Source organism: Legionella lytica (assembly GCF_044626755.1).
GTDB lineage: Bacteria > Pseudomonadota > Gammaproteobacteria > Legionellales > Legionellaceae > Legionella > Legionella lytica_A.
This window is the reverse complement of sequence record NZ_JBGORX010000007.1, coordinates 108,721-130,264: the sequence shown is the minus strand read 5'-3', so window position 1 is coordinate 130,264 and position 21,544 is coordinate 108,721. Positions and strand designations below refer to the sequence as shown.

The window sequence follows — 21,544 nt, the reverse complement described above, 5'->3', positions numbered from 1 at the left end:
GTTAGCAATGACAAATATATTCAACTTCATACCCCTGTTTCACTCATATGCTCAAGCAGAAAGTTAGTAACCTGCTGCATTGGCTTACGTAAGCGCTCTACATCTTTCATAATATATCCTGCTGTTACGTCATTATTCATTTTATGATTGAGTAATCGCTTTAATGCATAAGCAGGTAGATCTAGGCTATCAGCGACGGTGGCAAAAGTTCGTCGAAGATCATGTAAGGTAAATTGTACGCCAGATAACTCCACCACCCTATTTACCGCTTTCTTAGGTTCATAGATATAACCCGTTTTACTATCTGCAGGAAATACAAACTCACTCGTTTTATTTCGGCTTCTGCGCTCCATTAGCTCAAAGATAAAATCGGACATAGGTAAAGTATGGATTTCGTGATTTTTTGTGTCTTGTAAGGTAATCGTTTTGGATTTGAGATCAACATCCTTCCATTGTAAAGATGCAGCTTCCGTTTTCCGCATACCTGTAAAAAGTAATAAGAGAAAGTAATCATGCCATAGCGATGCATTACGATAGTTGTCTGTCTCCACTAAAATAATCACCGCTTTATACCAGTCAGCTAATTGATGAGATTTAATAACAGTTTGCTTGCGCTCTACTCGATACCAAGCACGGGTATGAGATAGATATTTAACGGGGTTAAGGTTAATAACAGGATTGCCATTGCCATCACGGTATTCATACATCGCATAATTAAAAATGGCTCTTAACACTCTCATGGCATTATTAGCTCGTGCTTTACTATTAGACTGGCCATGTTTCGAATGGCGTTTAGCTATCATCTCTCGAGTAATATTAACTAGTGGTTTATCAAGCCAATCCGGTACAACCTCATGTAAAACAGATTGATAATCATCCAGTGTTCGAGGCTTTAAGTCTTTTCTGGCTTTTAAGTAATCATTCAACACTTGTTGCAAGGTCATAGCATGGACTTTTTTAGTCTTCTTCTCAGCAATAGGATCATCACCTCTAGCCACACTACCTAAAAGACTTTTAGCTTCCTTTCTTGCTTCTTCAACAGTTAAATTACCGTATTTACCTAAAGTAACTCGCTTTACCTTGCCATTGATTCGCGTTTCCACAATAAAGCTTTTACCCCACTAGAGGTAATTCTTAGCCCAAATCCTTTTAAGCCTTCGTCTCGATAAAAAGTCTGGGTTTTTCCAGGAATATGCTCGAGTTTATCAACAATCGTTTTAGTTAATTTAATACCCTTTTCAGAACTCGCCATAATTAGCCCTCAAATTCCATGTAGACGCCATGTAGACAGATTATTTAAAACAAAAGATAATCAATTAAAATTAATTATGGCTTATAATCGTTGATTTTAAAAGGTTTTTAAAGGAAGTTAAAAAATACTAAAAGTCGCTAAAAGTGGTATTTAACAGACTTATAATCCGTTGGTCTTAGGTTCGTGGGCCCACCAATTAAAGCCAGTTAAATCAAAAAATTTACATTTGATATATATGATGAAAAGTATCTCTAGGGATCAACTTTTGCAAGTCAGGCAAGCGCTCTTCGTTGCCATGACGTAATTTATACATAGAGTAACGTAAAGGCGTATTAAACATCCCAAATAGAACCAGGGTTAATCGATGCATGCGCCAATTTTTAAAAATAGCCTTAATCATTGAATGCTTAGGAATAAAATCAAATCGATTTAAGGTGTCGCCCATCATAATGATCGTAGCCTGTTTGTCTTCGTAACATACTGCTGTACATTTCTTGCTTCGCATTCGGCTCCGCTGGGGGCAATTGAGCTAAAATGCTGTTCAAGCTCCTCTACTCAAAGCAGCAGATTGCTCATCCAAGAAGTGTTCAATAACTAATAAACCCTGCTTATTAAAATGACAGGCTGCTTTGACGCCAAAAAATAAAAAAGAGATACTTTTTATAAATAAGACTATGTTACTCAACACAATGCGAAGAACAGGTTAACCATAGCGATTTACGGTAGGATGACCAAGCACGCCATCGAACGTTTTTTTATTTGAAAACATCCCAAGTAGTTTAAATGCTTTTATAATTTTCATTTTAAGTAACCTGTAGTACTTAAAACATATTTAATTTAATAAGCTCAGATAATTCATGAATAGCAATGTCCCGCATCAAAGCATCATTCTTTACTTTTTTCTGATTCGACCATAAAAAATAATCAGTTCTACCATCAGGCGTGCTTAAAGTAGAATAAACATTAGCCATAATTGGCACGTGATCACCATACCAGCAAAAAACAGCATCACTCGAGGAGGAGTTTAATGTGCTCCATAGCGTATCAATCATTTTATCCGCGTTAGACAAATGACGTAAATACAAAGTTAAATCATCACATCCTTTAGGTGGCGCCTGCCGATAAAGACGCTCTTCATCTCCACGATGCACCTGCTCTAAATGTAATGGGCCATGGTTTTCCATAGTAATCACAAAAATAAATAAAGGCTTGTCTGTACCCTCGTTCAATAAAGATGAGACCTTCTCTGCAACAGCAAGATCGCCAATATAAGGACCGAAATAATCTTTTGCACTGAATTGCTCAATATCAATAAACTCATCAAATCCCATTAAGGGATATACCTTATGACGCGAATAGAATTTCTGTGAGAATGGATGTATACACACCGTGCGATATCCTAATTGACGCAACTCACTAGCTAAAGTGACCATTTCTTGATTAACCATTTTCCTGTACGGATTAAATTGATGAACACCTAATTTACTTAGTTCTAAACCCGACAAAAAAGAGAACTCCGTACGTACTGTGTTGGCCCCCCACGCGGGCACAACAACCCGACCTGACAAGTAGGAAACTTTTTTTATTTTATCAAAAGTTTGCAACACATCAGGTGAAACCCCTGAATAAAGTCGCCTAGCATCAAAAAATGACTCACTCTGCACTACAACCAAATTGGGACGTGAATGACTTGAGCTAATAGATACTCGCTGCGGTTGTTCAAATACATGATTTTTTCGTTGCTCGGCAACGCCATAAGAAAACAAGCTGCTCAAAAAACCTAATTTTAATAAATCGATCGTTGGGTTGAAGGTAGGAGATTCCAGAAATTGAAAAGCATAAACTAATAATGAAGCTGTTGTTACAAGAGAAATACCTACTACAAAATGAAACATCGTAGTACTCATCTTCAGCAATAAAGAGGTCTCAGCCAGTAAACCAAGATAAATGATGCTACAAAATAAACCTATTAGAAGCAAAAAAAATCCAATTCCTAAAAAAGGGATATACAATCGTGGATGTTTTATTGCATTAGCTAGATACCCCATGTCTTGAAATATAAAAACCTCTCGCAACGAAGTATATTTTGCATTATTAACCAGCACTAATAGAAGAAATAAACTGATGACTCCTATTAAAGAAAAGTATATCCGATGGGAAATAAGCATTATTAAGACGAATGTAAAAGCACATACGCCAATATGAATTAAAAACGAAGCAAAAGGTCGCTGCCACATCCAACACGTATTGGGTTTTAAACAACGCTCAAGACAGAAGGTTAACAAAACAGCACTGATAATACCTATTAAATAATTCAACACCGAACTATATCCTATAGAATCTATCCACTATTCATCAATGCCACTAATGACACATACACAACTTAGTAAACAATTTAGCTCTTTATCAGCCACGGTATTTTTCATAAATACGATATGTTTTATACGGCTTGGCATTGATGTGCTTTAAAGCAAAATTCATTGATTTGTTTGTTTCCAAAATCCAAGAGCACTCAATATCGCCCATATTTAGCTCTGCACAAACCTCACCGTACTTCGCATACAATAAAGAGCCCAGTTGCAAATGACGAAATGTTCTCTTTATGCCTAATAAGGGTATGCGGCCTTCCATCTTGTTTTTAGGATTTTTTAAGAACCATAAAAACTTCAGCCAACCCGTTGGTAACAATCGTCCATTACGGATAGTATGTAACGCCTGATTAATATTGGGCAAACATATTGAAAATGCCGCCGGCTCCCCTTTTACAGTAATAACAAAGGCTAACTTTGGGTTAATCACACTTTTTAATTCTTTAATCAAATGATCACCTTCTTTTTCAGAAAACGGTACAAATCCCCAATTTTCCTCCCAAGCCTCATTATAAATACTAATAAGCAGTTTCATTTCTTCATAATAGTTATTCATGTTCAAAGGACGCAGAACAATATCAGCATCATTTAACAATTTTTGTTTTATTGCGTTTAATCTAGGATGCAGATTAATGGTTTTGTGATCGATTAACCAGGCATGCATATCCATACTTTTGCTATACTGCAATGAATCTATCAATTGAGGATAGTACTCAGGATTTTGTGTCATCATGACAAAGGGTTTTGTATCAAATGCAGAGATCTGCATACCACACTCATAATTTAGCGAAAGGTTAACAGGCCCCTTTATCACTTGAGCATCCTTACTTTTCGCCCAAGACTCTACTTGTGAAAATAAGGCCGCAGCTACTTCCGGACAATTGATTGATTCAAAAAAACCCCAGAACACAGTTTGCTCATTATAAAACTCATTATGTCTATGATTTAAGATGCCAGCAATGCGCCCTACTGGCTGATTATCTTTATAAGCAATCCATAAAGCCAATTCAGCATGTTGGTAAAATGGATGATGTTTTGTGTCCAACATACTCTTTATTGTATATCGAAGTGGGGGAACCCAGTTGAGATCATGTGCATGTATTTTCCACGGAAGATCGATAAAAACACGCTTATCTGCAGAATTACTTACAGTACGAACGTCAATGCTCATATATTCCATTACTCCTTATGTACTGAGAAAACACTACAATGCACAGCTTATTATTTTCTCTCACAACATAATGAGTAAGCTCATTTTTTTAATAAGAAAAAATTGGATTTGTCACTCTTTATAACAAGCTCAGAGTTTCTGCCATATTATAATGTATTAAAAATGAAGTCCCATAAAGGGCTGGTCACACCAAAACGCTTTCGACTATTACTATAGTGATGTAGCGCATGATTCCTTCGTAAATAATACAGGTACCTATGTTTTGATTTACTATGGTGTAGCGTCCAATGTAAATAATCATAACATAAATAGCCAAGAATAAAGCCGAAGCTTACGCTAAAAAAACTATCTAGCGAAAACATCGTGTAAAATAGATACAAAAAAACTGAGCCAAGAGAGATGCTCATTACTGGCGGAGCGACTAGGCGTAAAGGATCATTAGGATCTCTATGATGAATACCATGAATAATAAAACTTATTTTTTTAGCCCAATGAGTATTGATTGGTAAATGAAAAATGAATCGATGCAATACGTACTCTATTAAGGTCCAAACTAAGATACCAATAAAAATAAAAACCAGCGATAAAAAATTGACTCTCATACAATGGATATAAAAATAAAAAAGTATGGGTATGCCAAGTAGAGCGGGAACACAAGGATGCACAACGGAGAATCGTTCAAGAATATCTGATTTAAATAGTCTTACTCGTTCATAGTCCTGCATAGTACATATCCTTTATCAACATTAACACTCTATCGTAAAACGAGCTCATGATAACACAGCCAGCATCTCTATAATAACAACTCTAACCGGCTCTTTTCTTGCGTTAATACGGGCAAACAATGTTCTATAGTCATCTGTATAGATGGCTTTGAATAAAACCCGCCATTGATTTGCGTGGTGTGAATTATTGTATTACGAAACTTTTGATAGAGCTGTGCATTGGGCTTAATCAGATTCCCCCAGAAATTATCTAAGCCACCTTGAAAGGTTAAGTCCATTAAATTATAAATCGCATCGGCAAGTGCAATAGTCGGGCAACCGAAACTTAAAGCAAGAGATCCGACACTACTATTAACAGTGATAACGCCTAAAGCATGCTGCAAAATACTGTTAAGATCACCGCTCTCAAGATAAACAATTCGTTTTTCTAAACCCAGCTCCGTCGTTAGTTTATTAATAAATGATGCGTAATGTGTTAAACCACAATCCAAAGGATGATTTTTAATGACCAAGCTCGTATGAGCCGGTGCATTTTTTGCAAAAGAGGTCATTACAGTAGTAATAACATCACGCATATCACTAAAAGTAGAATGATGTTGAATTTGAGCATCATCACTTAATTGTAACGGTAAAAAATAGTAAGAAGATCTCTTTTCTAATAAACGTGCTATTTTCTGCTTATCTTGGTCAAGCCCCTTTACAATCAAGTGCGAAAATCGACGAGCATACCCCATGGCAGCAACAGGGGCGATGACTCCTTTATGTGTCTTATAGTTTGGAAACAATAATGGATTAGTAATACTTACTAAACGATAACAAATATCATGAGCTACACGTGCGTTTAGGGATGGAGGGAAAGAAAGCCCATCGTGATATTGCGGAACAGATGCACCAATCTCATCAAACCATTTGGAGCAACGAGGTAACTTAGAGTTTTTATTAACACCCTCTTGTTCTAAAGTAATCCAATAAGGCCTGAAATATCCTTCCTCAAATACATGATTACGAATGCCTTGCGATTTTGCACACTTTATCGCAACCTGATGTACAGGTCGGCAGTCACCAAAAAGTATTTGATCCGTAATATCAAACTGAGCGTATTTCTGCTGTAAATAATCAGAGAGATAGTTAATATCTTGCCGATACGACCAACCTGCCCGAGCGCCCCAATACGCAAGATCACCGCCATTAAAATTAATTTTAAAAACACGATGTCCTTGTTCTTTTAGCTTATCGCCTAACAGAGCAAAAAAAGGAGACGAGACTCCTTGCAGTAATAAAAAAGTACGTTTATTCATATTCATAAAGCATCAATATATAGGTTGATATCGTGTACATTTACGCTCAAATTAGTCAGCATAAGACTCATAACGATTTAAAATACAATTCACTAAAGCCGTAGGCAATAAAGTACTCATTCTAGTAAGCCAGTACAATGAACGAGGAAATGCAATGCATGCTTTATTTTGAGCAAGTCCTTTTTTAATTAAGCGTACAGCTCTGTCACGTGATAAAAGTAAAGGCTTAGGTCCAGATAACCTTCTAGACATATCAGTATCCACATAACCGGGGCAAATAACAGAAACACGAATATTGTATCTCTTTAACCACGCTCTTAATGATTGCGCATAAATATGAACATAAGCCTTGGAGGCACAATAACTTGGCGATTGGGGCAATCCTCTTAAGGCGGCTAGGGAGCTCATAAAAACAATTTGGCCAGACCTTCTATTTATCATACGGTCAATAAGAGGATTGATTGTAGCTAAACATCCTTTCACATTCACATCGAATACTCGTTCCCTCAGAGTCTCATCCTCCACTTGCCAGCCTTCGCTAAGCGTACAAGAAACACCTGCATTAGCAATTACTAAATCAATTGGATAGTGCTCATCTATTTCTATTATAAATTTTTTTAACGAATCTTCATCAGCGATATCTATACTCTGGGTCACGACATGGGCTTTTTTAACTAAACACCGTCGAGCAACCTCCGCCAACCTGTCGCTATCTCTGGCTAAAAGAATTAAATTAACGCCCTCCTGAGCATAAGCCAAGGCAAGTTGTTCACCAATGCCTCGACTTGCGCCAGTGATTAAAATATTAGTTTTGTTCATTACATCCTTTTAAAAAGTAGTTCACTAAGGCCCTTGCCTACGTTTAACATACTAACATATTGTCTTCTGGCACTTCGGCTTTGGGCTTAGCTAGATAATCTAACTCGATTTTTAATGCAGCAACTAAGGCATTAATATCTTCATATGAGTGATCGTAATTAATGAACACCCTTAACCGTGATTGCTCATCTGCAATTACAGGTGGAACTATGGCGTGAAGATAGATATTCCTCTTGCGTAAAGCGCTACATAAATGCATGGCTCGCTCTTCACTTCCCACTACAATTGGGACAATTGGTGTTCCATGATTTAAGCCTACATCAATGGAGCATCTTTTTAACTCGCCAACCAGATAATCAGATAAACGACGTACATGCTGCACTCGATTTGGCTCACGTTGTAATTTTTCAATCGACGCTAAAGCCGCGGCCGTATCTGCAGGTGATAAAGCGCAACTGTACACAAAACCGGGGCAGGTATATTTTAGGTATTTTATAAGTTGTTGACTCCCGGCTATATATCCACCACAGGAAGCCATAGCTTTACTCAAAGTCCCCATCCAAATATCAACGGAAGAGCGCTCAATCGATAAGTACTCCCCTATCCCACCGCCACAAGAACCCAAGACTCCTAAGGAGTGTGCCTCATCAACATAGAGATAAAAATCAAATTCTGTCTTTAAGGAAACATATTCATCAAGCGGAGCAATATCTCCATCCATACTGAATACCCCTTCAGTGACCACTAATACTTTATTATATTGGTCACTATACTCACTTAATAACTCATAGAGAGAATCAACATTATTATGACTAAAAAATTTTAATATTGCTCCCGATAATTTAGCCCCTAAAACCAAACTATTATGGCTAAACTCATCTAATAAGATTAAATCCCCGCTTTTCATTAAATGACCTATAGTAGTCACATTGGTCCCATGGCCGGAATTAAATACAAGAGCATCATCTACTTGTAGGAATGCCGCAATAGTCTGCTCAAGTTGGCTATGTATCGTTCGTTGGCCACCAACTAGGCGACTTGCAGAGGCCGAAGTACCATAAGTTTTTAGCGCCTCAATAGTTGCCTCCATAATATCTCTATCATGAGCAAAACCAAGGTAATTATACGAAGAAAAATTAAGATATTTTTGCTGCTCAATTGTTATAGTCGAGTTAGGGAAACCACTAATTTGACCAAAATATAAATCCAAATTACTAAATAAGTTAAGCTGCTCATCTACTGACGAAAACAAAGACTCATCTTTTTTAACTACCATCGAGGAATTTGATTTCTTGCTTAAACAATCAGCCACGTACTTAATAATATTATTAATATTTTGAAGCTCAAATAAAGTAACATAATCTAACTCAACCTGGAGTTTGCTCGCCAGCTCACCAGTTAATGCAATTGCATGAATTGAACTTAAACCATACTCTGCAAGATTAGTATCGGGGCAAATGTCCTCGACACTCAGATTCAACTCTTTAGCAATGAGGCTTGAAACCAAAAAAGGGAGTTCATACGACTCTATCATCATAAATCATCTATCTTATAAAATTAAATGTACCATTAGTGTAATATTCACGGCACTGAAGACGCTTTAATTTTCCACTCGTTGTCTTTGGCAATGTTTTGGCCCCTACAAAAAAGACTCCTTTAGGAGAAATAAAATGTTTTTCAACTATAAGAGCTTGTATTTTTTGACGCAACACAATAAGGTCCACAACAGCCGCCTTTTTTAGCTCTGCTAAAATAATCAGATCCTCAGTGACTTCAGTTTGTTCAGAAAAAGCAACAACACTTCCTAGCTCTACATCGTTTATGTTTGACTTTACTGAGCACTCAATATCAGAAGCATAGTGATTAAGCCCATTAATAATAATTAAGTCTTTAATTCGCCCAGTAATAAATAACTCATTATTATATTTAAAACCTAGATCACCCGTACGCACATAACGATAATCAGATACATCCTCTTCCTGATTGAGTCTTGCATTTAATTGAGTTTCAGAATCTTCGGGATTATTCCAATAGTGCCTAGCTGCATTAGGTCCGTGATACCATATCTCACCGACACAACCTTCGGGTAATGCTTTTTGCGATTCAGGATCAACAATCATCACATGTGCATCATCAGCACAAAAACCAATACTTACAATTTTTTGTGACAAAACAGAATCCGTTGCTAACTCTGCAACATGCTTATCAAGCAAGAGATGTTTGTTGAATTCTTTATAATAGCTTTGTGAATGTAGAGGAACATTGCATATATACACTACCGATTCGGCCAAACCATAACAAGGTATAAATATATTAGGGTTTAAATCATGACCAGAGAATTTATCAAAAAAAGCAGTAAAGGTATCTGCCGTAATTGTTTCCGCACCACAAAAAGCTAAGCGCCAGCTGCTTAAATCGACTCCGGCAACATCCTCCTTTGCCACTTTTTTAGTCAACATCTTAAAAGCAAAATTAGGTCCTCCTGAAACGGTACCTCGATATTCAGAAATAATTTTTAACCAAGATGCTGGCTTTTGTAAAAACATAATAGGAGAAAACAGTATAGACTTACACTGAACAAAAAGAGGAACAAATATTCCTGATACAAGCCCCATATCGTGATAAGGAGGTAACCAAGAAACAGAAACATCATTATCTGTAAAATGAGCAACCGTTTTCAACTGACTTAAATTAGCCATTAAATTAGCATGCGTAATCACAACCCCTTTAGGTGCTTTGGTAGAGCCGGAAGTGTATTGAATGTAGGCTACATCAGTGGAACTAATATTCGGCTTTATATAGCAGAAACGTTGCACATCAGGGATATGGTCACTGGTAATGATTTTTAACTGATTCAATTGTCGCGATACGTCAATGATAGATCGATTTACTTTAGCTCCTAAAAGAGGCATTAAAGGTGAGAGTATCTTTAATTTACGCAAATTTGCATTAATCTTACGACTAGTTAATAAAGTATCCGCACCTGAGTCAGTAATTATTTTTTTTAACGTTAAGGCCATCTCTTCATTTAATGGCGGATAGGCAGGCACCGGTATTGCTCCAGCATAGAAACAACCTAAGAGAGCAAAAATATAATCACAACCAGGCTCATATAAAATAATCACCGGCTTTTTATTGCTTTTATTTTCTTGTAAGCGAGCTGCAATTTTTTTTGCTTGAAAATCCAGTTCAATAGGCGTAATTACTTTAGAAGAACCATCTTTATCTACAAATCGATATAAATCAAAATTTGGTTTTACTTCAAGAAGAGTATTTAAACTATCAACAATATTGAGCTCATTCATAAATCACATCCATAAAACTTTTTATCACTATTACTGGACACTAAGTTGATTATTACATCTCTTATCCATAAAAAGCATAAGCACTATCTAAATCTGGATATTCGTATAATCGCCCCTCTTTAATCACACAAGCTCGAGTACAATATTGACGCACCTGCTCTGTTTGATGCGACACAATAATGATAGAGCGATTTTTTCTCTTTTCCAGCAATTCATAATGACACTTTTCATGAAATCGCGAATCACCAACAGCAATCACTTCATCAATTAAATAACAATCAAACTCAATGGCCATTGAAATAGCAAAAGCCAAACGAGCTTGCATTCCTGAAGAATAGCTTTTTACGGGCTCTCGAAAAAATCGACCTAACTCCGCAAAATCCTGTACAAATTGAATTTTATCTTCAAAATCAACATTATAAACTCGGCAAATGAAACGTAAATTATCAGCGCCAGTAAGAGCTCCTTGAAACGCACCACTAAAAGCCAAGGGCCAGGAAACACTCATAGAGCGCCGAACCGTTCCTATTGAAGGAAGTTCAACACCGCTGATTAAACGAATCAATGTTGATTTTCCAACACCATTACGTCCAAGTATACCGATTTTTTCACCTGGGTTAACCGTTAAATTAACTCCTTCAAAAACAGTTTTAACACCATAGCGAGTGGGGTATTTCATCGTCACATTATCAAACTGGATCATTGCAACACCATGTTTCGTGATAGTTTTCTTATTTGTGCGAATCCCAAAAACAATAAACATAATATGCACGAAACCATATACATGACATCATAATGCGCATGTACAACCACCGAACCAAAATACCCTTCTCTAATAATTTCGGTGCCATGTACCATAGGTAATAATGTAACCCATGATTGTGCAACTGTTGGCAGCCAATCCACCATAAAAGCAGCACCGGATAATGGGAATAACAGATAAGATATAGGATGCCAGAGGATAGAGGCTATTTCTGATTGTGTCGCCAAACCACCAATAAAAAGTCCCAATCCGACGCTAAATAGAATTAATAAAGTCCACCCGAAAAGTACCTCTAGAATGTCTTCAGGTACATTAATCCAGCCCAGCAAGATAAAAATAAAACTTAAGGTCAGAAATGAACCGGTAACACTTGCAACCTCAAGCACAATGCGGCATAAAAAAAGATCCATTACTCTCACATTACGGTGATACATTAACGAATAATTAGGCTCTACCGCAGAACTACACCGCCCAGGTATATTACGCCACAGTAATACGGAGGAGTAGCCTGTTAAAGCAAAGGCAACAATAGGCATACTGGAATGCTGGTGCATACCTGCAACACTCCATAGTGCAGCCACCCCTAATGTAAACATCATGGGCTCCAAGAAAAGCCACAAAAAACCAATGTTATGACGTCCATAGCGCGTAATAACCTCTCTAAGCAACAAAGCACCTATAATTCGACGCTGAATAGCGAAAGAGTATAGCAGAGATGAACCTCTATTCTCCCTCAATCTTGATGCTCCTTAACTCCAGCTAATAGCATTGACAGCACACCCCAAAGAACACAACAAAATAATACTGTGGCAAAGATCGCTCGTACGCGATGAAGCCCTGTTGCACTTTCAGGTTTAAGTGGACTCTCAATGCGCTCCAGGTACACTTGCTGACGCTCAGCCTCTATACGAGCATGCTCAAGTGAAGCAAAAGCTGCTGTTAATTGTTTTTGAGCGAACACATCTGCTAATTTTAAACGCTCATAATCTAATGCTTTGGAAGATAAAGAGCTGTTTTTACCAACAACACTTGCAGATTGAGAAATAAGATCTTTGTGTAAAGTATCAATCCGCTGCTTTAATGCCGGTAATTGCGGGTTTTTAGGAGTAAGTAGCTCCATCTGATGCACATTATCTTTAACGATAATCAATTCATCTTTTAATTTTGAAACGCGTTGCAACTCTAGTTTGGTTTGCTGGATAGGATCAAAGACTTTCTTATTCTGACGATAAGCCAACAGCTCTAATGCTGTATTCTTTGCTTTTAATTCCGCATTAGCTACCTCAGCCATAGCAAAGCGTAAAATATCTTGCTGAGCCCGGTGGTTTAAACGATTTACTAACTCCTCACTTTTATCCAATAGTGCCTTATTAATATCATAAGCATGCTCCGCACTAAACGCACGAACGGTCAAGGTAGAAACAGACGAGGAACTATCTATAGCTACAAGAACATGATTTTTATAATAAGACAACAAGGCTTCAAAGCTGCTATCAAAATCCAAGCCACCAAAACGACTAATGCGATCAACAGCGCTACTGCCATAATGTTCATTAAGGTGGAGTTTATCATTTAAAAAACGAAGGGCATCACTAGAAAAAATATAATTTTGTACAATATAACTGTCTTCTAGTGAACGTGAAAAACCGGACTGGCTAAAAAGCGCACCAAGACCACTAATGTTTTTACTTTGTGGGCTTCTAATAACGAATTGAGATTCAACAACAAAAACATCTGAAGCAATTAGGCCAAAATAGGCAACGGAAAGAAAAACAGGAATTGCCACAGCAAATAAAAATAATTTATTTAACGAGTTCAGATAATTAACTAGCTTGTTAAATATCGAATTATGCTTAAGCAAATTAAAGTTTGGCCACCCTGCCATTAATTCCCTGAAATTATTGTTCACAAAACAATCACTCTAATAACTTAGTACCTTATCATACACTTAAGCCCGCTTTACTTACAATCCTATAAGCAAAATCGAGGAAACCATCATAGCCATATATTTTCTTTTGCGGTAATCTAATGATCTTTAAAGTGGTTCTAAAAGGATTTATATATGTCAATTACTCCCGTAATTCTCTGCGGTGGCGCAGGCTCTAGAATGTGGCCTTTATCGCGCAGCGGATATCCAAAGCAATTTCTTAGTTTATTTGGTGAACAAAGCTTATTACAACAAACAGCAACCCGCCTTTGTGGACTACCTAATATAAAATCCCCCATCGTTATTAGCAATAATGAGCAACGATTTTTGGTTTCGGAACAACTTCGGGAGGCGGGTGTTGAACAAGCCCAAGTTGTTCTTGAGCCCATAGGCCGTAATACAGCCCCTGCTGTTGCCGCAGCAGCATTAATTGCTTTAGAAAAAGAAAAAGATGCGATTTTAATAGTATTACCATCGGATCATGTCATTTTACATAACGATGTGTTCCGGCAATTAATAATGCAAGCGAAGGATGTCGCAACTGAAGGCCATCTTGTTACTTTGGGAGTTCCCCCAACTCAAGCCCATACAGGATATGGATATATTAAGAAAGGTGATGCATTAACCTCTGTAACTAGTGCTTTTGCTGTTTCAAAATTCATTGAAAAACCAAATGCTACCAAAGCCGAGGAGTTTTTTAGCAGCAATGATTATTACTGGAATAGCGGTATGTTTGTTTTCAGAGCTGATGTCTATTTGCGAGAGTTTGCTAAACTGCAACCCCAGATGTTAGAACACGTAACTCAGGCGGTTGAACATGCCGAACGGGATCTGGATTTCATTCGCTTGGAAAAGAAAGCCTTTTCCACATGTCCATCCAACTCCATTGATTATGCCATTATGGAGCATACACAACATGCGGCGGTTCTTGCTGCTAACAATTTGGGATGGAGCGATATTGGCTCATGGGATGCATTAGCCTGTCTATTGCCGATGGATGTGAATGGAAATAACGTTGTTGGAGATGTCGTATTAGAAAATACAAAAAACTGTTATTTACATAGCGAAGGAAGAATGCTTGCGGCTGTTGGTATTGAGAATATAGTGGTGGTTGAAACAGCTGATGCGGTTTTAGTAGCTCAAAAAGATAAAGTACAAGATGTAAAACGAATTGTTGAGAAACTTAATATTACTGGCCGGAGTGAATCTATAGATCATCGTAAAGTCTATCGCCCTTGGGGAAGCTACGAACGAATTGATGCTGGAGCACGCTTTCAAGTAAAAAGAATTATTGTAAATCCAGGCGCATCCCTCAGCTCACAAATGCACTACCACCGAGCTGAACATTGGATTGTAGTAAAAGGTACCGCTCGAGTTTTTAATGGAGATAAGGAAATCCTGCTCACCGAAAATCAATCCACATATATTCCTATTGGAGCAACCCACCGCCTGGAAAACCCAGGTAAATTTCCACTTGAACTAATTGAAGTACAATCTGGAGGCTATTTGGGGGAGGATGATATCGTGCGGTTTGAAGATGTTTATGGGCGCGTGACAGCTTAAGAGTAATAACAACGGCCTGAGCGCCATAAGGCCGTTGCTTAACTTGTCTTCACTCAGAAATATACGAAGATAAATCTGTAATACAGGTTAAGTGAAAAAAGGATCGAACCAATGATTAGTTGTCCTCGGAAAAAATTTTTGCTCCCACAACCTTGAGTATAATTTTAAATATTTTCTAGAACGCGGTGAAATCCACGCTCGTACTCCTTATGTACCTTAAGCGAACCAGGTAAATAACTATCATATGTAGCAAAACAGCCATGAAGAAAAGCATCAAGATCAATTGGGCGATAAGAATTATCAATCTTAAAAATATAGCTCCCAAGTACTCCTAATGTTTCTGCTATCTCTGGATAGATAGCAAAACACGCGCCATTTGCAAGATTATCATGAGGCATTATACCTGGGCATGGCGCATAACCAAGCTTTTGTATTAATTTTGTAGCTATATTATAAAGAACATGAATTTTGGGATGATTAACACTGTGCATAAAGGCTTCATATCTACCCCAATGAATAATGCTATCTTCAATATCAATATTACTATTTGCAAATTCTTTGACTATATTAGAACACTCTATTGGCCACCAACCGATATAACCACATTTTTGATAGAATGAACCATTAAATAATTTCTTTGTATCCGCAATAGACAGTCCTTTTGAGAAAGCAGCAAAAGCAATAGCCGAATGATAATGACTTGTAGGACCAAAAATGGATTCTTCTTCATGATTTATATAAATTAGGTCAGGATGAAAAGATCTACATTGTAATACTGCTAAAGGAATATAGCTGGCCGCTATATGCATTTGTTCAAGTAAATCTTTTCTTACTCCGGGTATACTGAACAATTTATCGCAATAAGGTAATTCATGTTTAGAGTTTAAAGTAGTTATGTCCATACCAAGTACTTCGACGTTTTGTATTTGTGCTTGCAAACAATTAGCCATCCCATAGGTTTGACAATTCATAACGACTAACCAGCGCTCCATCTTCCTTCCTTAGATATGTATTGAGTTCATTATTTCTTCATCGCAAATAATATTATCCTGTGATGCGGTATAGGCTATAGGTCCATCGCGATCGGATATTGGACTATTTTCAAGGTAGTGCTTAGTAAAGCAGCGCATTACATGAGCTATACCTAAAGCATTTACCTCTCGCCAATTCTTTTCATAATAAAGTCCTCCAGAAAAACTACTCGTTATTATTTCGAAAGAGGGGAAATAATCAACCCAGTCAAAGCGTTTTATAGCATTTTCGGCAGCAACTCTTAACACAGATTTACTGTACGTTGTTGAAACCAAAACAGAACGATTTTCATAGGTGGCGATTAGAGGAACCGGAGATACTGTCAGAAGCACTTTGGCTGAACTATTAATATGCTTAAGTTTAATAAGAAAATTTTCAAGGGGGCTATAAACCCCATCTAAATCAAAATTAATAAACTCATATCGGGACGGAGCATACTCACCGGCAACAACTCCAGGTGCAGCGGAGAACACTGCTCCATCAATTTTTGAACGCCAAGCCTCTGTCAGACCCAGCGTAAAAATAAAGATATCGCACTCCGCAAAAAGTTGGCGTACAGCACTAAGATGAGCTTGTCGATCCATTAGTAAACTTGAAACGCTTTCAAATCCAGCAGGAACTACTTGTTGACGATAAGGGTCAATAAAATATCCGTCACGGTGAACCCAGGCCTGCTCTGTTGGTGAATAAAAGCCAAAGGCCTCATCAAACAGTTGAAGAAGCTGTGCGGTAGTATAAATATTACCAAATCGAGCAGAAAAGATGCCATAATTATTTTCACGTCGAATCGACTCAGGTAGATGAGCCCCGGATTCGGTTATAAAATAGTTAAATCCCATTTTAGTTAGGTTATTAGCAATATGCTGAGCAAAACAACTCCCAGCAGTACCTATACGCGCTGTTTTTGAAATTTTAAATCGTGTTGATATAACGGGATCAACACGGTGCGTTGGGACATCAGATACAGAAGGACGCCAGAATTGAAAGTCCAAAAGTTCCGTATAGGGATGATGACGCACTATAATAGGACCACAATCTTCTTTGAGGGCCTTTGAAATGTCGAGTTCAGAACATTGCGATACAGTGATCTTAAAAAGAGAAAAACTAAGATATCGATCGTCTGTACTATTACTAAAAACCATTGGTTGACAACAGTCGGGAAGTTTAAAGTTAATATTAATTTGTTTGTTCTTGATCTCCTGCTCCGAAAGATTTACATAAAGCATCTTAGTTTCTTTATTATTTTTTTCTAGAAACCATGATTTGTAGTTTTTCCCATTTACACAGATGTCAACACGTTGCTTTTTCAGCGGAGGAGGAACAAAAGAGGTTAGCTCAAAAGCAAGTAGTAAGTGTCTAGGACTACATTCAGGAAGTGGAATGGAAATTTTTGCCAATTTCCCATCGGTCCATCTTCCATGAGGCTCTATTTTAGAGAAACCTTGAAGTATAAGTTGTGACTCTTCATCTGTTAAATTAAACATTTGGGTGGATTTGAATACTTTCTTCATCTTTACTGTGTGCCTTCTAAATAGAGCTAATCCATACATTAATTAACCAATGATTGACTTCTAATTTTCATTATTACAGATTCCCATTGGGGTAAAATATTTCCCGGTAAATAACGTGATGCTACATCCAGTCCCCGATGGCGCATTAGCTCTACTTGCGAAAACAACTCTGATTGGCTATCAAGCAGAGAGCTCAGAACGCTTACTAAGTTATCCGCATTATATGGATCAAAGTAAAAGGCAGCATCTCCATAAATTTCACGATGCACTGCAATATCAGAAGCAACAGTGAGACCACCACTGCTCATTGACTCAACACCCGAATAATCAAACCCTTCAGAAAAACTTGGACATACAGTAGCAATGGCATGGCGATAAAGAACGCGTAACTCAGCGGCAGGAACCGCACTCAATAGAAATAAATCCCCTTTTTCAATCCATATTTTAAACGCATCTAAAATAGAGGCATAGTTCCAGCCTATATGGCCAACCATAATTAATTTCAAACTGGGATCAACTGTTTCCCTCAGCACCTTCCATGCATTCAGTAAACATAAATGATTCTTTCTTGGTTCAATAGTAGAGACAATCAACAAATAATTAACTTTGTGAGGAGAAAGAGTACGCGAATAAAAGGCTTCTTTTGCCTCCAAAGAAGTAAAGGGAGGAACGATATCAACTCCTGTCTTAGCATCAAAATGAGTTGAATAAGCTCTTATAATATCAGCAGTTCGAGCAGGCAATGAATCTTCACAAAAGTAATGTTCAGAAATCATACAGTGTATTGTGCTAGAACGCGCCTCTATCTCCGGAAAAAGTTGAATTAACTCTTGCCGCACCGTTTCGGATATACAAACAAACCAAGCACCCGATTTAACATTAGACGATAACGCGGAAAAAAACATTCGTTGATGATTTAAAGTATTTTCAATAGTATGAGACATGAAAATGGGAATGGAATCATAATATCTGATTACTAAAGAAGTATCCTTACTAACCTTGCCCGGAAAAGGCATATGACTGATAAAAACATCGTGCTTTTTTGTATTAAAAATGGGGTATTTATTTTTTTTTAATCCTTTAAAATATAACACCGCCCTCGAAACAGGGCTAATTTTATAATTCATCGTAACAGCCAACTTTCTCTCAGAAGCAGGGAGGGTTTTAGCGAACAAAGAGCGCCAAATAAAATCCGGGAATAATTGAGCGTTAAAGGCAATTAATTTAATTTGAGCTAATGGCCTCATCACTATCAAATACATTGAAGCATTTGCCCATATTTTTTTGAGCCGCCGCCATAAAAAATATTTGCTTGGAGCCGTATTTTTTTTCTCACTCAGGGCAGCAACAATCCGAGAGTGATAGTTGGCCGACTCAGCAGGAACCGCAGATTTTACACGCTCCGCAGAAAGATATGGGAGTTCAAGAAAGCCATCAACCTCTAAAAAATCTATTTTTTGCAGGCCATTAGCAATTAATCTTGCCTCTTGGGGAATACCTGCAAATCCTTCTGCAGCAGCTCTCATATCTATTAATAACTTCATTCGTGTATCGTCCATCGCTAATTCTTTTGATAACAGCTTTTTTATAAACAATCTATTCTTCATATTGTCCTATGCTCGAGTAGAGGAGCAGACACGATGCTATACAGCTCTATATTAACTCGATTCATTATCAAGTAACGAGATGGGTGGATTCGCGGGAATAGAAAGTAAATGATCAATATTGCTAATCATAGCACTCATCAATCCTGAGTATTCATGTCGAGTAGCCGCGATTTCATTTTGAATAGCTCGAAGTCTACACATGGTTACGCTATTACTCTCCAAATCCCAAAGCCATCGAAGAAAAAAACCAATAAAAGGAAGCTGTGCGCGGCTATATTGACGAATTCTACGATCTAGACCCGTAATACCAGGCTCATTACGCTGTGCTTCATCTGATCGGCGCAACTGCTTCATTAGTTGTAATTTAGAACATCCAGCCCTCAAGCGAGAAAGATAATAGGTTCGACCATCAATATCTGGTTCACGCCCTAAGATAGTTAAATAAGACACAACAACGAAATCCTCATCATCAAATGATAGTAATTCTGCCAAGGTAGTGGCACGCTGATGCTGGCGCTCTGCCCGAGCAAAAGAGTTAAACACAGCCGACTCTCTTTCTTTGTTGCTTGCGAGAACAGAGGATAATTGTATAGTATTTTCCATAGAGGTAGGTATATCAAACTCATCCACAAGCAACTTGATCTTAGATGGAAACTCTAGTCTTGGAAAAATACTATTAGAAAGCAATCCACCGAGGGCACGAAATGGAGCAGTAATACGCCAGCCCCATGATGTATGAAGATTCATCAGATAGACACAAACATTCTGCAACTGAGATCGCATAATTTCGTCAGTCTGTTTATAAGCTGAAATAAGTGACGTAAATTGCAAACTGCGTTGCTTCATATGCTCTATCAGTTCAGTAAATTGCTCTCTTGTTTCCTCTAAATCCCGTTGTATTGCTGGATACTGTTGTGACAATAATTGGGCCTCCATCCGAACATCAGCATTATCTACTTCTACCTGAGCTAATTGTTGACCTATTATCGCAACCTCTGTCCGTACTTCAGCATGATCCCCACCTATTCGGACCAATTGCTCCTCGATCTGATTTATATGTTGACAAAGCTCATTGAGCTTAGCGGTATTTCCTGCTTCCATTCGAGCAAATTGCTCCTGGAATCTATCAAATTGCATATCAGTCTGCTTAAAAAGATTTTCTTGTCCTATCACCGCCTCTCGAGCTTGAAACTTAGCTTGTTGTACATCAACAGTGATTTTGGTTAAAGCTGTTTCATAAGCCCAATATCCATAAGCATCTCGACATAAGTTTTCTGGTACAGTGACAGATAAAGTACGTTTCAAATCAGGAGCCAACAAAAAGTAATTAAACCATAACTCACTACATTCAAGTACCTTTTGCAATTTAACTGGCTTCAAAAATTGTTTCTTTCTTTTTTCTAAAAAAGTTACCTTCTTATCAAAATATAGTGCTTCATAAAGGCAAGAAGAGCTAATACCACAAACAGCGACGAGTTTTTCACTAGATAATGCATCATAGTAATTCAAGTGATTTAGTGATTTCACATCAAATCTTCTAACTAATTCGGCATCAACATCTTGGGACGATAAATTTGGGTGCGACCGATAATAAATATTATCATACTCTTTGATTATCTCCCTAAGAGCCTCAAGATAACTCAGTAAAGATTTAAACTCTCCGTCAAAAAAAACACTTTTGTCATGAGGTGATTGTCCTACAATTAGTAAGGAATTTTCTTTTATAGGAAAATCACCATTTAAATTTTTAAGTTTTATTGTATTAGCCGCAAAACGAATACTATTTTCGTTAACAGAAAGCTTGGAGAAATCAAAGGCAAATGAACTAGTGATATTGAAATATAAATCATCTAAAAAACGAAGGGGGTGAATTTCAAAATTAAGCCATGGAATATTATTGGAGTTCAAATAGTCTATGTCGATTGGATTTAGTTCAAAACCTATAATAGCGGTGCTATCCAAATTATACGTATCGAGTATACTTTCACCTATCCCAGAAAGAGATGCATGCCATTTTTCCTGATTGGAGATATTTACCATTTCAGGAAGGATTCTAACGTCAATATTTAAATTAAAAAAAACAGGTGAAATAAGCTCATAAAGGACCTTGACGTTTCTTTCTTGATTGCCCCGATAAAAATCCCCTATAAAAAAAATTTTTTTTATCATCTCATCGTCCTTAAAAACATTGCTTTAGCTCCC

General features: G+C 37.5%; 16 protein-coding genes and 1 pseudogene. 1 reads left to right on the top strand and 16 read right to left on the bottom strand.

The features are described 5' to 3' along the window. Positions 1-26: 26 nt before the first annotated feature. The 12 genes and pseudogenes from ACD661_RS13760 to ACD661_RS13705 all read right to left on the bottom strand — a co-directional run bounded on the left by ACD661_RS13760 (position 27) and on the right by ACD661_RS13705 (position 13,611). Positions 27-1,252, bottom strand: a pseudogene (locus ACD661_RS13760) (tyrosine-type recombinase/integrase). 220 nt (positions 1,253-1,472) lie between these two features. Beyond that, positions 1,473-1,757 (bottom strand): hypothetical protein, encoded by a 285-nt coding sequence (locus tag ACD661_RS13755; protein WP_400188440.1) that lies wholly within the window; start codon positions 1,755-1,757, stop codon positions 1,473-1,475. Between the two features lie 316 nt (positions 1,758-2,073). After that, on the bottom strand, positions 2,074-3,573 hold the full coding sequence (locus ACD661_RS13750) for an LTA synthase family protein (protein ID WP_400188439.1): 1,500 nt from the start codon (positions 3,571-3,573) through the stop codon (positions 2,074-2,076). Between the two features lie 85 nt (positions 3,574-3,658). After that, positions 3,659-4,792 carry a hypothetical protein gene (locus ACD661_RS13745; RefSeq protein WP_400188438.1) on the bottom strand — a complete coding sequence of 378 codons (1,134 nt, stop codon included), beginning with the start codon at positions 4,790-4,792 and terminating at the stop codon, positions 3,659-3,661. A 146-nt stretch (positions 4,793-4,938) separates the two neighbouring features. Then, positions 4,939-5,517, bottom strand: coding sequence for a sterol desaturase family protein (locus ACD661_RS13740; RefSeq protein WP_400188437.1), 579 nt, complete (start codon positions 5,515-5,517; stop codon positions 4,939-4,941). A 68-nt stretch (positions 5,518-5,585) separates the two neighbouring features. Beyond that, positions 5,586-6,821: a capsule biosynthesis protein gene (locus ACD661_RS13735; RefSeq protein ID WP_400188436.1), complete on the bottom strand. Its 1,236-nt coding sequence runs from the start codon at positions 6,819-6,821 to the stop codon at positions 5,586-5,588. Between the two features lie 45 nt (positions 6,822-6,866). After that, positions 6,867-7,634: an SDR family NAD(P)-dependent oxidoreductase gene (locus tag ACD661_RS13730; RefSeq protein ID WP_400188435.1), complete on the bottom strand. Its 768-nt coding sequence runs from the start codon at positions 7,632-7,634 to the stop codon at positions 6,867-6,869. Positions 7,635-7,677: 43 nt separating this feature from the next. Further along, on the bottom strand, positions 7,678-9,171 hold the full coding sequence (locus tag ACD661_RS13725) for an aminotransferase class I/II-fold pyridoxal phosphate-dependent enzyme (RefSeq protein ID WP_400188434.1): 1,494 nt from the start codon (positions 9,169-9,171) through the stop codon (positions 7,678-7,680). A gap of 7 nt (positions 9,172-9,178) precedes the next feature. Next, positions 9,179-10,939, bottom strand: a complete 1,761-nt coding sequence (locus ACD661_RS13720; protein ID WP_400188433.1) for a fatty acyl-AMP ligase — start codon at positions 10,937-10,939, stop codon at positions 9,179-9,181. A 61-nt stretch (positions 10,940-11,000) separates the two neighbouring features. Then, on the bottom strand, positions 11,001-11,642 hold the full coding sequence (locus ACD661_RS13715; protein WP_400188432.1) for an ABC transporter ATP-binding protein: 642 nt from the start codon (positions 11,640-11,642) through the stop codon (positions 11,001-11,003). Then, positions 11,639-12,370, bottom strand: a complete 732-nt coding sequence (locus ACD661_RS13710; RefSeq protein ID WP_400188453.1) for an ABC transporter permease — start codon at positions 12,368-12,370, stop codon at positions 11,639-11,641. Before ACD661_RS13710 ends, ACD661_RS13715 begins: the two co-directional genes overlap by 4 nt. A gap of 65 nt (positions 12,371-12,435) precedes the next feature. After that, positions 12,436-13,611 carry a KpsE/RkpR family capsule polysaccharide export protein gene (locus ACD661_RS13705; RefSeq protein ID WP_400188431.1) on the bottom strand — a complete coding sequence of 392 codons (1,176 nt, stop codon included), beginning with the start codon at positions 13,609-13,611 and terminating at the stop codon, positions 12,436-12,438. Between the two features lie 153 nt (positions 13,612-13,764). On the opposite strand from ACD661_RS13705, the gene ACD661_RS13700 reads away from it, so the two are divergent. Further along, entirely contained in the window at positions 13,765-15,192 is a 1,428-nt protein-coding gene (locus ACD661_RS13700; RefSeq protein WP_400188430.1) for a mannose-1-phosphate guanylyltransferase/mannose-6-phosphate isomerase, read from the top strand. 164 nt (positions 15,193-15,356) lie between these two features. Here ACD661_RS13700 and ACD661_RS13695 read toward each other — a convergent pair whose 3' ends face one another. The 4 genes from ACD661_RS13695 to ACD661_RS13680 form a co-directional block, all read right to left on the bottom strand. After that, entirely contained in the window at positions 15,357-16,184 is an 828-nt protein-coding gene (locus ACD661_RS13695) for a WcbI family polysaccharide biosynthesis putative acetyltransferase (protein WP_400188429.1), read from the bottom strand. 9 nt (positions 16,185-16,193) lie between these two features. Next, positions 16,194-17,735: a GSCFA domain-containing protein gene (locus ACD661_RS13690; RefSeq protein ID WP_400188428.1), complete on the bottom strand. Its 1,542-nt coding sequence runs from the start codon at positions 17,733-17,735 to the stop codon at positions 16,194-16,196. A 38-nt stretch (positions 17,736-17,773) separates the two neighbouring features. After that, positions 17,774-19,294 (bottom strand): glycosyltransferase family 4 protein, encoded by a 1,521-nt coding sequence (locus tag ACD661_RS13685; protein ID WP_400188427.1) that lies wholly within the window; start codon positions 19,292-19,294, stop codon positions 17,774-17,776. Positions 19,295-19,393: 99 nt separating this feature from the next. Continuing rightward, the gene (locus tag ACD661_RS13680; RefSeq protein ID WP_400188426.1) at positions 19,394-21,511 is read right to left on the bottom strand and encodes a DUF4214 domain-containing protein; all 2,118 of its coding nucleotides are present in this window, start codon (positions 21,509-21,511) and stop codon (positions 19,394-19,396) included. Positions 21,512-21,544: the final 33 nt, after the last annotated feature.

Bases quoted from the DNA above. Each gene is read 5' to 3' on its own strand.
- ACD661_RS13680 (WP_400188426.1), bottom strand. From the start codon at position 21,511: ATGATAAAAAAAATTTTTTTTATAGGGGATTTTTATCGGGGCAATCAA.
- ACD661_RS13695 (WP_400188429.1), bottom strand. From the start codon at position 16,184: ATGGAGCGCTGGTTAGTCGTTATGAATTGTCAAACCTATGGGATGGCT.
- ACD661_RS13730 (WP_400188435.1), bottom strand. From the start codon at position 7,634: ATGAACAAAACTAATATTTTAATCACTGGCGCAAGTCGAGGCATTGGT.
- ACD661_RS13745 (WP_400188438.1), bottom strand. From the start codon at position 4,792: ATGAGCATTGACGTTCGTACTGTAAGTAATTCTGCAGATAAGCGTGTT.
- ACD661_RS13690 (WP_400188428.1), bottom strand. From the start codon at position 17,735: ATGAAGAAAGTATTCAAATCCACCCAAATGTTTAATTTAACAGATGAA.
- ACD661_RS13735 (WP_400188436.1), bottom strand. From the start codon at position 6,821: ATGAATATGAATAAACGTACTTTTTTATTACTGCAAGGAGTCTCGTCT.
- ACD661_RS13740 (WP_400188437.1), bottom strand. From the start codon at position 5,517: ATGCAGGACTATGAACGAGTAAGACTATTTAAATCAGATATTCTTGAA.
- ACD661_RS13700 (WP_400188430.1), top strand. From the start codon at position 13,765: ATGTCAATTACTCCCGTAATTCTCTGCGGTGGCGCAGGCTCTAGAATG.
- ACD661_RS13755 (WP_400188440.1), bottom strand. From the start codon at position 1,757: ATGCGAAGCAAGAAATGTACAGCAGTATGTTACGAAGACAAACAGGCT.
- ACD661_RS13725 (WP_400188434.1), bottom strand. From the start codon at position 9,171: ATGATGATAGAGTCGTATGAACTCCCTTTTTTGGTTTCAAGCCTCATT.
- ACD661_RS13715 (WP_400188432.1), bottom strand. From the start codon at position 11,642: ATGATCCAGTTTGATAATGTGACGATGAAATACCCCACTCGCTATGGT.
- ACD661_RS13720 (WP_400188433.1), bottom strand. From the start codon at position 10,939: ATGAATGAGCTCAATATTGTTGATAGTTTAAATACTCTTCTTGAAGTA.
- ACD661_RS13685 (WP_400188427.1), bottom strand. From the start codon at position 19,294: ATGGACGATACACGAATGAAGTTATTAATAGATATGAGAGCTGCTGCA.